Annotated in this window: 15 protein-coding genes; 4 read left to right on the top strand and 11 right to left on the bottom strand. The window is 43.7% G+C overall.

Annotated elements, in window-relative coordinates; genetic code table 11:
- Position 1: 1 nt before the first annotated feature.
- Positions 2 to 685 (bottom strand): hypothetical protein, encoded by a 684-nt coding sequence (locus ED312_RS04770; protein WP_123214872.1) that lies wholly within the window; start codon positions 683 to 685, stop codon positions 2 to 4.
- Positions 686 to 954: 269 nt separating this feature from the next.
- Here ED312_RS04770 and ED312_RS04775 point away from each other — a divergent pair, with 269 nt between their 5' ends.
- Positions 955 to 1362, top strand: coding sequence for a glyoxalase (locus ED312_RS04775; RefSeq protein ID WP_123214873.1), 408 nt, complete (start codon positions 955 to 957; stop codon positions 1360 to 1362).
- Positions 1363 to 1366: 4 nt separating this feature from the next.
- On the opposite strand, the gene corA is transcribed toward ED312_RS04775, so the two are convergent.
- The 10 genes from corA to hisG form a co-directional block, all read right to left on the bottom strand.
- Positions 1367 to 2434 carry a magnesium/cobalt transporter CorA gene (gene corA, locus ED312_RS04780; protein ID WP_123214874.1) on the bottom strand — a complete coding sequence of 356 codons (1068 nt, stop codon included), beginning with the start codon at positions 2432 to 2434 and terminating at the stop codon, positions 1367 to 1369.
- A gap of 28 nt (positions 2435 to 2462) precedes the next feature.
- Positions 2463 to 2903 (bottom strand): META domain-containing protein, encoded by a 441-nt coding sequence (locus ED312_RS04785; RefSeq protein WP_148044218.1) that lies wholly within the window; start codon positions 2901 to 2903, stop codon positions 2463 to 2465.
- A gap of 42 nt (positions 2904 to 2945) precedes the next feature.
- On the bottom strand, positions 2946 to 3572 hold the full coding sequence (hisIE, locus tag ED312_RS04790; protein ID WP_262707128.1) for a bifunctional phosphoribosyl-AMP cyclohydrolase/phosphoribosyl-ATP diphosphatase HisIE: 627 nt from the start codon (positions 3570 to 3572) through the stop codon (positions 2946 to 2948).
- Positions 3573 to 3706: 134 nt separating this feature from the next.
- On the bottom strand, positions 3707 to 4462 hold the full coding sequence (hisF, locus tag ED312_RS04795; protein WP_123214900.1) for an imidazole glycerol phosphate synthase subunit HisF: 756 nt from the start codon (positions 4460 to 4462) through the stop codon (positions 3707 to 3709).
- A gap of 43 nt (positions 4463 to 4505) precedes the next feature.
- The gene (gene hisA / locus ED312_RS04800; protein ID WP_123214877.1) at positions 4506 to 5243 is read right to left on the bottom strand and encodes a 1-(5-phosphoribosyl)-5-[(5-phosphoribosylamino)methylideneamino]imidazole-4-carboxamide isomerase; all 738 of its coding nucleotides are present in this window, start codon (positions 5241 to 5243) and stop codon (positions 4506 to 4508) included.
- 85 nt (positions 5244 to 5328) lie between these two features.
- Positions 5329 to 5910: an imidazole glycerol phosphate synthase subunit HisH gene (hisH, locus tag ED312_RS04805; RefSeq protein WP_123214878.1), complete on the bottom strand. Its 582-nt coding sequence runs from the start codon at positions 5908 to 5910 to the stop codon at positions 5329 to 5331.
- A 185-nt stretch (positions 5911 to 6095) separates the two neighbouring features.
- Positions 6096 to 7229, bottom strand: coding sequence for a bifunctional histidinol-phosphatase/imidazoleglycerol-phosphate dehydratase HisB (gene hisB, locus ED312_RS04810; protein WP_123214879.1), 1134 nt, complete (start codon positions 7227 to 7229; stop codon positions 6096 to 6098).
- 50 nt (positions 7230 to 7279) lie between these two features.
- Positions 7280 to 8323 (bottom strand): histidinol-phosphate transaminase, encoded by a 1044-nt coding sequence (gene hisC, locus ED312_RS04815; RefSeq protein ID WP_123214901.1) that lies wholly within the window; start codon positions 8321 to 8323, stop codon positions 7280 to 7282.
- 7 nt (positions 8324 to 8330) lie between these two features.
- Positions 8331 to 9620 carry a histidinol dehydrogenase gene (gene hisD / locus ED312_RS04820; RefSeq protein ID WP_123214880.1) on the bottom strand — a complete coding sequence of 430 codons (1290 nt, stop codon included), beginning with the start codon at positions 9618 to 9620 and terminating at the stop codon, positions 8331 to 8333.
- 126 nt (positions 9621 to 9746) lie between these two features.
- Positions 9747 to 10604: an ATP phosphoribosyltransferase gene (gene hisG / locus ED312_RS04825; RefSeq protein WP_123214881.1), complete on the bottom strand. Its 858-nt coding sequence runs from the start codon at positions 10602 to 10604 to the stop codon at positions 9747 to 9749.
- A 421-nt stretch (positions 10605 to 11025) separates the two neighbouring features.
- On the opposite strand from hisG, the gene ED312_RS04830 reads away from it, so the two are divergent.
- The 3 genes from ED312_RS04830 to ED312_RS04840 are packed head-to-tail and all read left to right on the top strand — an operon-like array spanning position 11026 to position 12882.
- A complete protein-coding gene (locus tag ED312_RS04830; protein ID WP_123214882.1) occupies positions 11026 to 11868 on the top strand; it encodes a JAB-like toxin 1 domain-containing protein in 843 nt (280 codons plus the stop codon).
- Between the two features lie 5 nt (positions 11869 to 11873).
- The gene (locus ED312_RS04835; protein WP_123214883.1) at positions 11874 to 12362 is read left to right on the top strand and encodes a hypothetical protein; all 489 of its coding nucleotides are present in this window, start codon (positions 11874 to 11876) and stop codon (positions 12360 to 12362) included.
- A gap of 34 nt (positions 12363 to 12396) precedes the next feature.
- Positions 12397 to 12882: a hypothetical protein gene (locus ED312_RS04840; protein WP_123214884.1), complete on the top strand. Its 486-nt coding sequence runs from the start codon at positions 12397 to 12399 to the stop codon at positions 12880 to 12882.

Here is a 12882-nt window from a genome sequence, read left to right on the forward strand (position 1 = left end):
GCTACTCTTCTTCATCGTCCTTAACCACGATCATCGTTGCCTTACCTCCGGTATTCAGGAGCCATTCGTTGGCGGACATCAACTCTCCCTTATCGTTATAAACCCGTAGTTCGGCCGTATTGGGGCCGGAAGTCCCCTGGTTCAGTGCCTGGAAGTCTATCTTATTGAATCCCTTCTGCAACGGGATATCGATACCTTTGAAACCTGCTTCCAGAATGATATCGTAGACTACAATACTGTCATTGAGGTATATCCGCACCCGGTCGCCATCCACGTATTCATGATCCCGGCAGGCAAGCCTTACAAAAGCGGAATTGGTCTTGAAATCTCCCAGGTACCCTGTGGTCTTGTAATTACCGCCACGGTCCTCCCCCTTTGCCGAACTGCGGTTCAGGCGTTTCTCGTATTTAGTACCGTTATTGAGAAACTGCTCTTTCTGCATAAAGTTCTCATTTTCGGAGGTAGAAAGATCAAAAGACGAAGTATTGGAATTATAGCGATCGCTCAGCGGAGATGGCATAAAATCCTGTGCTTTTAACAGGGAGGAATTATTGTCCGGCGTCTTGCTTTCCGGCAACACGTTATTCTCTGCCTTTATTGATATGGACTTACGGGGTAACTCTCCCTGGGCATACAAGAAGGTGGAAAACCCCATAATGATAAATAATAGTATACTATGTCTCATACCCCGGTAATAACAAATTTTATGCCTAACACTACGAAAATAAATTACCCGGACCAATTTTTGCATACATCCCGCGGTAAAGCTCTCGTATTCAAACTCAAAAATAGGTAAACATTCCTATAAAACGATTCTCTTATCTGTTAAATTAAAAGGACAATATCTTAATTTTCACCCGGAAACCGTATGTTGTTTATAAAATAGTTAACAACTATGGGAGGTACCGGCTGTCTCTCCCTGTTTTATGAATTATCTTTAAGAAAACTTCTATTATGGACAACAGAACAAAGGACTTGCTCCGTATCCGTCCGGAAATCCCCGATGTATTGGTTTATGAAGAAACAAGTAGTGAGGAACGTTTCCAGAACACTACTATCCGGCCGGTGATTAAGTTACAGAAGGAACTGTTGGTAGAGGCTTTCCGCAACTACGCCAACAAGCACAAGAGAGTGTTTTACACCCTGAGCCTGGAAAAACGGCTGGTATACATTGAAAATGCCATCCACAAGGACATCAAGTTCCGGAATTCGCTCAAAGGCATGATCATCGGGCAATTTACGGTAGAAGAGTACCTCACATACATCGAAAATTCTTCCGCCCTGAACAAACGTATGATGAACATGGTCATAGAAACCATTAAAGACTGTGTGCAATTGCTGGAAGTAGGTATGGCCGTATAAAAAGTTACAGCCATTTCTTCTTTTTGAAAAACACCAGCATCCCGATAAATATCAGCAGCATTATCCCCATAAGGATAAAATAGCTGTATTTGCCGTGCAGTTCGGGCATATTGTCAAAATTCATCCCGTATACACCAGCAATAAAAGTAAGCGGAATGAATATGGTGGCTATAACCGTCAACACCTTCATTACGCTATTCATTTTGTTACTGATGGTACCCATATACATCTCCATGAGGCTGAGGATCATTTCGCGATACACCTCTATGTATTCCACAACCTGGATAGTGTGGTCGTAGAGGTCGCGGTAATAGTTGCGCGTATGCTCCTGAATAAGCCGGAAATCGGTTTTTTCAATACGGTTGATGATCTCCCTCGCCGGAAATACCGAACGCTTAATGCGCAGTATCTCTTTTTTCAGGTTGAGGATGTCCTTTGATATGTCCACGTCAGTCTCTTCGAAAAGGACGTCTTCCAGGTCTTCTATTTTGTCGCCGAGCGTTTCTATGACAAGGAAATAATGATCCACTACAGCATCGAGGAGTACAAAAAGCAGGTAATCGGACTTTTCACCGCGTACGCGCCCCCTGTTCTCCTCGATCCTTTTCCTTATATCGTCAAAAACATCTGTTTTGGATTCCTGGAAAGTAACCACATATCCTTTACCCATCAGCAGGCTGAGGTGTTCGGTGACCAGGCGCTCCTCTTCATAATATATCATCTTGAAAACCACAAACAGGTAGTCTTCGAACTCGTCTATCTTAGGCCTCTGGAACGTATCCACGATATCCTCCAGGACAAGAGGGTGCCACTTGTAATATTTGCCCAGCTCTTCGATGGCCTCTACGCTGTGCAGTCCGTTTATATTTATCCAGGTTGTGTTCTCCTCTTCTGCATACCGGAATACTTCTTTCACATCATTGTATACCGTTCGGGAACATGTCTCTTTGGAATAATCTATAACCTCAATATAGAATTCCTGCCCGGTTTTGCTCCCGGTATATGTCAGTGTACCGGGAACGGACCCCAGCCCCTTTCTGCGTTTCTTTCGCGGCCGTGTTTTTTTCTTCATGAACCGGTCTCGTTGATAAATTGCATTTTTATTTTTCGCCTTTTGCGGCAGTAAAAGTCATGAGTTCCGTCTTGCCTGAAAGCAATTGTAACGATTCTCCTTTTACTTTATAATGATCTGCTTTATCCAACGCAGCCAGAAATTCGCTTTCCCTGTCCACCCCCATACAGGCCATTTTGGTAGAGGCCAGCTTATCGAGACTTATCCCGTTTTCTTTCGCTACGGTAAACCCTCCCATAAGCCGGTTACATCCGGCAAACCCGGAAACGCGCATTTCTTCCTTGTTGAATTCCAGGTAAGGCATTCCCTTGCCAAAATTTGTGGAATCCGCCTTTTCGCCTTCCAGAGAATCGAGCATCCATCTACCGGAAGACAACGCGGTTAAAGGATCGGTTTTAGTGGAATTGCATGATACCGCAATTGCGGATACAAATAACATCACAGCCAGTGTACGGGTTATATTTTTCATAACAGCAGAGTTTATGGTTTCCTTAAAGGTAATAAAAAACACCTATTTTTTATGCCGTTCCCTAAGAATTTTCTCCACATCGGCTAAAGTGTATCCTTTCGCCTGGAGAAGGATCAGGTAATGAAAAAGCAGGTCGGCACTTTCATTAAGAAACAGGTCCTCGTTGTCATCTTTCGCCTCAATAACAACTTCTACGGCCTCTTCTCCTACCTTTTGTGCCACCTTATTTATCCCCTTGGCAAACAGGGAAGAAACATAACTGCCGGAGCCGGCATTTTCTTTTCTGTCCGCAATTACCCCTTCCAGGATGGAAAGAAAACCAAAATGCGGTTTGTTTTCCTCTTTCCAGCACGTATCCGTTCCCGTATGGCAGGTCGGGCCGTGTGGCCGGGCCCGGACAAGTAATGTATCCTTGTCACAATCTGCCTTAATGTCCTCCAGGTCCAGAAAATTTCCGCTCTCCTCCCCTTTAGTCCACAGGCGCTGTTTGCTCCTGCTGTAAAAGGTTACTTTTTTGGTCTCCACTGTTTTTTTATAAGCCTCCTCGTTCATATATCCGAGCATCAGTACAGTTTTTGTATCCGCATCCTGGATAATGGCAGGGACCAGCCCGTTTTCTTTGTCAAAATCTATTTCCATCCTGTGTTGTTTTCTGTAGTTTAAATTAATTTTCCGGGAGTTGTTGTTTAATTGTCAGGTTACTTGAGTATTGGGTTGTTTAGGTAACACTCAATAACTTAATTACTCAGTAATTCAATAACTTTTTTAAAAACTAGAGCAAAATGCCCCAAAGTATCTACCGATCAAAGCCGTACCGCAATCTCCTGTTTTTTCAGAAACCGTTTAAGGTCACCGACCTCCATTTCCTTAAAGTGAAAAACACTGGCAGCCAATGCGGCATCTGCTTTCCCTACGGTAAATGCATCGGCAAAATGCTGCATGTTTCCCGCCCCTCCGGAAGCGATGACAGGTATATTTACCATTCCGGATATTTCGGCCAGGGTATCATTGGCAAAACCATTTTTCGTACCGTCATGGTCCATGGAAGTAAATAAAATTTCTCCGGCACCGCGCTGTTCGACCTCTCTTATCCAATCATAAAGTCGGATCTCCGTCGGGACTTTCCCGCCCACCAGGTGTACCAGCCACTCACCATTCACTTTTTTGGCATCTACGGCCACCACCACGCACTGGCTACCGAACCTTCCCGCCAGGCGGTCTATAAGTTCCGGGTCCTTCACTGCGGAGGAGTTCACAGACACCTTATCCGCCCCGTTGTGCAATAAAACCCCCACATCTTCTACCGATGCAATACCGCCACCTACCGTAAACGGTATATCCACCTTTTCGGCGACACGCCTTACCAGTTCGGCCAGGGTTTTGCGTTTTTCCTCGGTAGCGGAAATGTCCAGGAATACCAGTTCGTCCGCACCTTCCCTGGCATATATTTCCGCGAGTTCCACCGGGTCCCCGGCATCCCGGAGGTCCAGAAAATTAATTCCTTTTACTGTCCTGCCGTTCTTAATATCCAGACAGGGTATAATTCGTTTGGTCAACATAATCCGATGTTCTTCTTTGTTTCCGGTAACCGATGTCCCGGTATTATTGCGCAATAATATACTGCTCCAGTTCTTTTAAGCTGATGTTTCCTTCGTATATGGCCTTACCGATAATGGTCCCTTCACAACCGAGTTCTTTCAACCGGGGCAATTCTTCAAAAGCCGATATCCCGCCGGAAGCGATAAGCTTTACTCCTTTAATATTTTCCAGCATTTTGGCATAAAGGTCAAATGCCGGCCCTTTGAGCATGCCATCTTTGCTGATATCAGTACATATCACATATTCAATACCTTCTTTTCTATACTCTTGTACAAAAGGATTTAAATCGATACTTGAATTTTCCTGCCAGCCGCTTATGGCGATCTTTTCTCCGGTTTCTCCCGGCAGGACATCAGCGCCGAGGATAATTTTTCCGGGGCCGTACTGTTTAAGCCATCCCAGGAAAGTCTCCCGGTCCTTCACCGCAATACTTCCCCCTGTTACCTGCCGCGCACCGCTCTCGAAAGCAACTCTGAGGTCTTCGTCCGATTTGAGTCCGCCCCCGAAATCGATCTTTAACCGGGTTTGGGAAGCTATCTGTTCCAGTACCTTGTAATTGACAATATGACTGCTTTTTGCCCCGTCCAGGTCTACCAGGTGAAGGTATTCTATACCGTGGGCTTCAAATGCTCTGGCTACTTCCAGCGGGTTTTCATTGTATATTTTACGGGTGTTGTAATCGCCTTTCGAAAGGCGTACACATTTGCCTTCTATAATGTCTATTGCGGGGATGATTCTCATATTTGTTTTAATTAATTATTCCAATCCCGTATTTAAAAAATACGACAATCGTGATAGAGATACACGGCCGTATATCTCTGCAAGGTTATATTTTTAAAAAATTTTCCAATATCCTGGCGCCTGCGGCGCTGCTTTTTTCGGGGTGAAACTGCACGCCGTAAAAATTGTTTTTATGCAATGCCGAAGCGTATTCCACCTCGTAGTCTGTCAGGGCTATGGCCTCTTTGCAACGCGGAGCATAATAACTGTGAACGAGATACATAAATTCGTCCTCTTTAACACCTTCGAACAAGGGGGATTTTAACCCGTGTATCTGGTTCCAGCCTATCTGCGGCACTTTTACCCTTTCGGAAAAGCGTATGATATCCACATCAAAAATACCCAGCCCTTTGGTATTGCCTTCTTCGGAAGAGGCGCACATCAGCTGCATGCCCAGGCAAATCCCCAGCACGGGTTGTTTTAATTCCGGGATAATCCTGTCTATTCCTGTAGCCTGTAGTTTCCACATAGCACTCCCGGCTTCTCCCACTCCAGGGAATATGACTTTATCGGCATGGCGGATGGCTTCCGCATCATCCGTGAGAACTGCTTCATATCCCAGGCGTTCTATGGCAAACCGGATACTCTGAATATTACCTGCTCCGTAATCTATAATAACTAATTTCATAAATATGAGGTTAGAAGTTAGAAATACGAAGTCTGTTTAAGCCCGGTAATAACGGACGATCTCAACTCCGTACTTTTAACTTCATATTTCTAATTTCAAATCATTCCTTACAAGTACGAAATACATTTGAGCCTGACTATAATAAATTATTCCAACTTCCAACTTCGTACTTCTATCTTCTTACTTCAAATCATTCCTTTGGTCGTGGGAAGCACCATTTTTTCCACATCGCGTTTTACGGCCATTTTTATGGCTTTTGCAAAAGCTTTGAAGATAGCTTCGATCTTGTGATGTTCATTAGTCCCTTCTGCTTTAACATTCAGGTTGGCCCCTGCTCCGTCGGTAAAGGACTTAAAAAAATGGTAAAACATCTCGGTAGGCATCTTCCCTATCATCTCGCGTTTGAACTCTGTTTCCCATACCAGCCAGTTCCTTCCCCCGAAGTCTATGGCTACCTGTGCAAGACAGTCGTCCATAGGCAGGCAAAAACCATAGCGTTCTATCCCCAGTTTATTTCCAAGTGCTTTCCGGAATACTTCGCCCAAGGCAATGGCCGTATCTTCTATGGTATGATGCTCATCTACTTCCAAGTCCCCCTTTACTTTGATTTCCAGGTCCATCTGTCCGTGACGGGCCAACTGGTCGAGCATGTGGTCAAAAAAGGCGATCCCGGTATATATGTCGCTTTTCCCCGTGCCGTCCAGGTTAAGGGTAATGGCGATGTCCGTTTCGTTGGTTTTCCTGGCCACGGAAGCCTTGCGGCTCTGTAGTTTCAGAAATTCGTAAATATCTTTCCAGTCGGAGGTTTCCAGTACAATGCAGGATTTTATCTCTTCCTGTCCCAGCGTAACTTCCCCGGTGCCAAGGTTGGTGGCATTATTTATAAATATACCTTTACTTCCGAGGTTCTTGGCCAGTTCCACATCCGTAAGACGGTCCCCGATGACAAAAGAATTTTCGAGGTCGTAATCGTCGGAGAAATATTTGGTAAGCAATCCTGTTTTAGGTTTCCGGTTGGGTGAATTTTCATGGGGAAAAGTCCTGTCTATATAAACGGCGTCAAAAACGATACCTTCATTTTCCAGGCTTTTCAGGATAAAATCCTGTACAGGCCAGAACGTGTCTTCCGGAAAGTCGTCGGTACCCAAACCGTCCTGGTTGGTTACCATAACGAGTTCGAAACCCAGCTCCTTCGCAATCCTGGGAAGCCATGTAAACATGCCGGGGTAGAATTCCAGTTTTTCGAAAGCGTCTATCTGTTCGTCTTCCGGTTCACGTATCAGGGTACCGTCCCTGTCTATAAATAGTACTTTTTGCATATTACTTTTTTGTTTTATATCCGTTGTTTTTTAAGGCTGGTCCGTATTTGTTACAGTTCTCCGAGAGCCTGTACCAGCCTTTTATTTTCTTCGGGGGTGCCTACGGTAAAACGCAGGCAGTTCTGGCAAAGCGGCTGCGTGGTACGGTTTCTGGTCACAATACCTCTTGCCACCAACTGTCCGTACCTCTTACCCGCATCATCCACCCTTGCCAGGATAAAATTGGCATCGGAACGAAATACTTCCGACACATAAGACACTTCCAGTAATTCTTTAAATAAAAGCGCTTTCTGTTCCTTTATTTCAATAACTTCTGTCTTCACTTTTTCAGGTTCCAGCAATCGTTTCAGCGCTCGTTTCTGTGTGAGTCCGTTTACGTTATACGGAGGTTTTATTTTATTGAGTACGGCAATGATTTCTTCGGAGGCATAGCATATACCCAAACGTATACCGGCCATGCCATATGCCTTGGACAATGTTTGGGTAATCACCAGATTGGGATATACGGCAAGTGCGGACAACCAGCTTTCCTTATCGGAGAAATCGATATAGGCCTCGTCTATCACTACAAGTCCGCCGAAATCTTTCAGCAGTTTTTCAACCGTCTCCCCGGAAAATGAATTTCCGGTAGGGTTATTCGGGGAACACAGGAACAATATCCTGGTATTCTCATCCGCCTTTTCCAGTATTTCAGGAACTTTCGGTTGAAAGTCAGCGGATAACAGCACTTCCCTGTTCTCCACATTATTTATATCTGCCAGCACTTTATACATACCATATGTGGGTGGCAAGGTGATAATATTGTCTGTTCCCGGTTCGCAGAAAGCCCTGTACAACAGGTCCAGGACCTCGTCACTGCCGTTCCCCAGCAGAATGTTTGCCGTGCGTACATTCTTTTGTTTCGCCAGAACTTCTTTTATCTTGCGTTGCTGCGGATCGGGGTAACGGTTTACATCCGTTTCGTTAGGGTTTTCATTGGCGTCGATAAAAACCATATCCGCATCAAAATCCTCAAACTCATCCCTTGCCGAGGAATAAGGTTTCAGCTTCGCCACATTGGGGCGTATCAGTTTGTCTATCCGGAATGTCATCATTTCCATTTTATGAATTTCTAAGGCTGTTAAGACGCAGGGTAACCGCATTTTTATGTGCCTGTAATCCTTCTGCCTCCGCCATAATTTCTATGGCCCTTCCTATGCTTTGTATCCCTGTTTCCGATATCTTCTGAAAAGTTACGGACTTGGTAAAACTATCCAGGTTTACCCCGCTGTAATTACGCGCATAACCATTGGTTGGCAGCGTATGGTTAGTTCCGGAAGCATAATCGCCTGCACTTTCCGGGGTGTAGTTCCCGATAAATACGGAACCGGCATTGATAATACCGTCCGTATAAAACGCCTCATCCTGCGAGCAGATAATCAGGTGTTCCGGCCCGTATACGTTAATCAGGTCCAGGGCTTCGTTTTTATCCGTTACATAGATCAGTCTGGAATTTTGTATGGAAGCCTCTGCTATTGTTTTTCTCGGCAGCTCTTCGATCTGCGAAGCAATTTCGCCTTCTACTTCATCTATAAGATCCCTGGAAGTGGAAACGAGAATCACCTGGCTGTCCGTTCCGTGCTCCGCCTGCGACAACAGGTCCGAAGCCACAAAGGAAGCATTGGCACTGTCGTCTGCCACAACGAGCAGTTCCGAAGGACCGGCAGGCATATCAATAGCTACACCGTACTGTGTGGCCAATTGCTTGGCTACGGTAACATATTGGTTCCCCGGACCGAATATCTTGTATACCGGGGGAATACTCTCCGTGCCGAAGGTCATTCCGGCAATGGCCTGAATTCCTCCCACCTTAAGTATTTTGGTCACTCCGCATAGTTTTGCCGTATACAGGATGGCCGGGTTTATCTTTCCCTGCTTGTCCGGTGGCGAACAGAGTATAATTTCCCCGCAACCTGCAATACCGGCCGGAACGGCAAGCATAAGAACAGTGGAAAAGAGTGGTGCCGTACCTCCGGGGATATATAACCCTATTTTCTGAATGGGTCTTTTTTCCTGCCAGCATTCGATACCTTCTGTAGTGGTTACCGACACCTTTCCGGTCTTCTGTGCACGGTGAAATTTCTCTATATTGTCCTTCGCAAGACGAATAGCTTCTTTCAATTCGGCCGGAACCAGGCCTTCGGCTTCTTCTATCTCCACATCTGTAACGGCTGTCTGTTTTAAGGTAACCCCGTCAAAAAGAGAAGTGTATTTGGATACCGCACGATCTCCTTTACCCCGGATCTCCGTAAATATTTCTTTTACCATAGCTTCTATATCACCTATGGTCTGTGTGGGCCTTTTTAAAAGTTCCGGCCATTCTTCCCTGGCGGGACCGTATATCTTGTTCATATGCCTTTTATTTAGTATTGCTTGATTAGCTGTAATTTCAAATCCGTTTTTTCTGAAAGTGATACCCTATGATCCGGTAGCCGGAATTTCACTCTTTGTCATTGTTTACATTTCACCTGTTTTTTATTAAAGTACCATTTTTTCTATGGGACATATCAAAATACCCTCCGCACCGACTGCTTTCAGCTCATCAATGACATCCCAGAATTTATTCTTATCGATCACCGAGTGCAAACTACTCCAGCCCTCTTCTGCCAACGGCATTACCGTCGGGCTCTTAAGCACGGGAAGGATATTGCCCACCGCCTCTATTTTGTCATTGGGGACGTTCATCAGTATATACCGGGAATTCCTGGCCTTCAATACCGACTGTATACGGAAACGCAGTTTGTCCAGAATAACGTTGTTTTCTTTGGCAACAGCAGGAGATACGGCAAGTACGGCTTCGCTCTTTAAGATGACCTCTACTTCTTTCAGGTTATTCTTAAACAAGGTACTTCCACTCGAAACAATATCTACAATAGCGTCGGCAAGACCAATATTGGGGGCAATTTCCACGGAACCGGATATCTGGTGAAGATCGGCACGGATACCTTTGGAGGCCAGGAACCCGTTTACCGTGTTCGGATACGAAGTAGCAATCTGCATACCATCAAGATCTTTTATAGACGTGTATTCGAACGTCTTGGGAACGGCCAGGGAAACACGGCATTTTGAAAAGCCCAGTTTTTCCACAACTTCTATTCCCTCTCCCTTTTCCACCAGCAGGTTATCCCCCACAATAGCTACATCAACCACCCCGTCTTTGAGATACTGGGGGATATCCGAGTTCCTTAGAAACAGGACTTCAAGGGGAAAATCGGAAGCTTCCGCCTTTAACTGATCGTTACCATTGTTTATGGAAATACCACAATCTTTAAGGATCTTAAGGGAATCTTCATTTAGACGCCCGCTCTTTTGAATGGCAATTTTTAGTTTGTTCATTTTTTTGCTTGGTTTGCCCTGTCCGGGATATTTTTACATTTTTTTCTTACTCGGGATTATGAAAATAAAAAAAGCCCGTTTGATACACTCAAACGGGCTTAATATGGGTTAAAGAATTACATGCATACCATTATCACCTCGCCTGAGTGCAAGTGTAAAAATGATGATGATGTAAAACTATAGGATTCATTTCTTCTTTTGTTGTGATGCAAATTTAAATTAAAAATTATTCAGATCAACAAAAATAATCTCAAAATTTTATAACATTCTACCCGGATATTGTAACAAAAAGATCGCAACCCGCCATATATCGCCGGGACGGATGTTGTTCCTTTTGTAAGAATTTTATATTTTTAACAAAAATTAAGAAATTACCGGAGCCAGCCGGACCCGGTTTTTATTCAATGAATGCAAACATTTTATGGAGATCAATGTGCGTTCGATAGAAGATGCCCTGGACTGGGCCGAAAATTTATCCGGTATGGGGCATAACGGGGAATTAAGTTGTACCCTCAATACCGGCCATAACAGTGCGGGATCACTACTGGGCGATACCTCATTTATCGACAATGAGATGATCTCCCGAAACCTGATCGATCCGCCGGACACTTACCACATGGATGCCATGGGCAGGATACGCCATTCAGACAACAAAATATACTACGATGAGAACGGGGAAGTTGTCCATAAACTCATCTCCGATAAGACCGGAAAGTCCATAATGGTCAATCAGGGTATCCTGGAGAACATGATCAAATGCACATTTGTAGTCCATAAGAAAGAGAGAACGCTGACTCTTCTCATTGTTGAAGACGAAGATGCAGCCCTGGAACTATATAAATTTCTAGCAGATAATGGCAATGCGGAACAGGCAATACAAGCCTTTTCGGACAGTTCGGGTATAGAAAAATTTTACATCTATACCAATCACAACCTGGGAAGCGTACAGATGGACACTGATTTTTTTGATGTAGTAAATGGCTTTTCCCCCTTGTATAAAATTCACAGCCATCCCTATGATGACCACGATTTCTGGGATGAATATCCTTCCGGATATGGTCCTACACAAGGCCGTCCTGGCGATAGAAGGTCAAGAGAAAGTTTTATCCAGGACTACGGCTATCAAAAACATTATATGTACCACAATGGAGAGCATTCCCTGACAGAATATAGGGACGACAGGTATGGTTTTGTGAAAAAGTATAATATAACCTTGATAAAACTCAAGTCCCTAGACCTCAGAAAAGGGTTTGGTGCAAAATAAATATAATGAGAAATATCTTGATCTTTTGGGCTTGTTTATCACTACTTTTTTCCTGTACAGAAAAAAATAAAGAAGTAGTGATACTCAATGAAAAAATAAAAGCAGAATTAGATGAATTTATCACACTAACCAAAGACCATGAACTTATAGATGAATCCTATGTTTGCCTGTATTTTGATAAACCAAAGACTAAACTAAGTTTTGGTATTACCTTAACTCCTCCCGATGATTGTTCCTATTTCAAAGGAGTATTTTTTTACAAACAGGAACCCGTTTTTATCTATTATGAAAAACAAGACTCTTTGACAGCAGAAGATGTTAAACCTATTATACAGATATTAGACAGTGAAAAAATCAAAGAAAACTGTCTTAGGCTTGGCGAAAACGCCCCATTTTATGGTAATTTTCATCCCCCGGTATGGGCGTATGAAATAGATGGAGGGGAAATAAAGCTCATTCATGAATCCAAACTAAGGCGGGACAGAAATCCCTGAACCTTACAGAACTTGGCATTAAATAATGATTAGGATGAGAAGCTGCTTGGTTCTTTTAATTTCCCTACTGGCTCTTCTTTCCTGTATGGAAGGAAATAATGAAGAAGTTATCCTAAACAAGAAAATCAAAGCAGAATTAGATGAATTTATTATGCTAATCAAAGATAATGAACTTAAAGACGAATCATATGTTTGTCTTTATTTTGATAAACATAATGGCAAAGTAGGATTAGGCATTACACTTGACCCTGTCTATAATTGTTCTTATTTCATAGGAACCTTTTACCATAAACAGGAACCTGTATTTATCTATTTTGAAAAAGAAGATTCTTTGACAACAGAAGATGTCAAGCCTGCTATACAGATTATCGATAGTGAAAAGCTCAAAGAGAATTGTCTAAAGTTTGGTAAAAACACTTCAGATTACGCCGGTTTTGCCCCTCCGGTATGGGCTTATGAAATAGATGGAAATGAAATAAAACTCGTTCATGAATCCAAATTGAGACGACAACCAAAATAA

The organism is Sinomicrobium pectinilyticum (genome assembly GCF_003725735.1).
GTDB lineage: Bacteria > Bacteroidota > Bacteroidia > Flavobacteriales > Flavobacteriaceae > Sinomicrobium > Sinomicrobium pectinilyticum.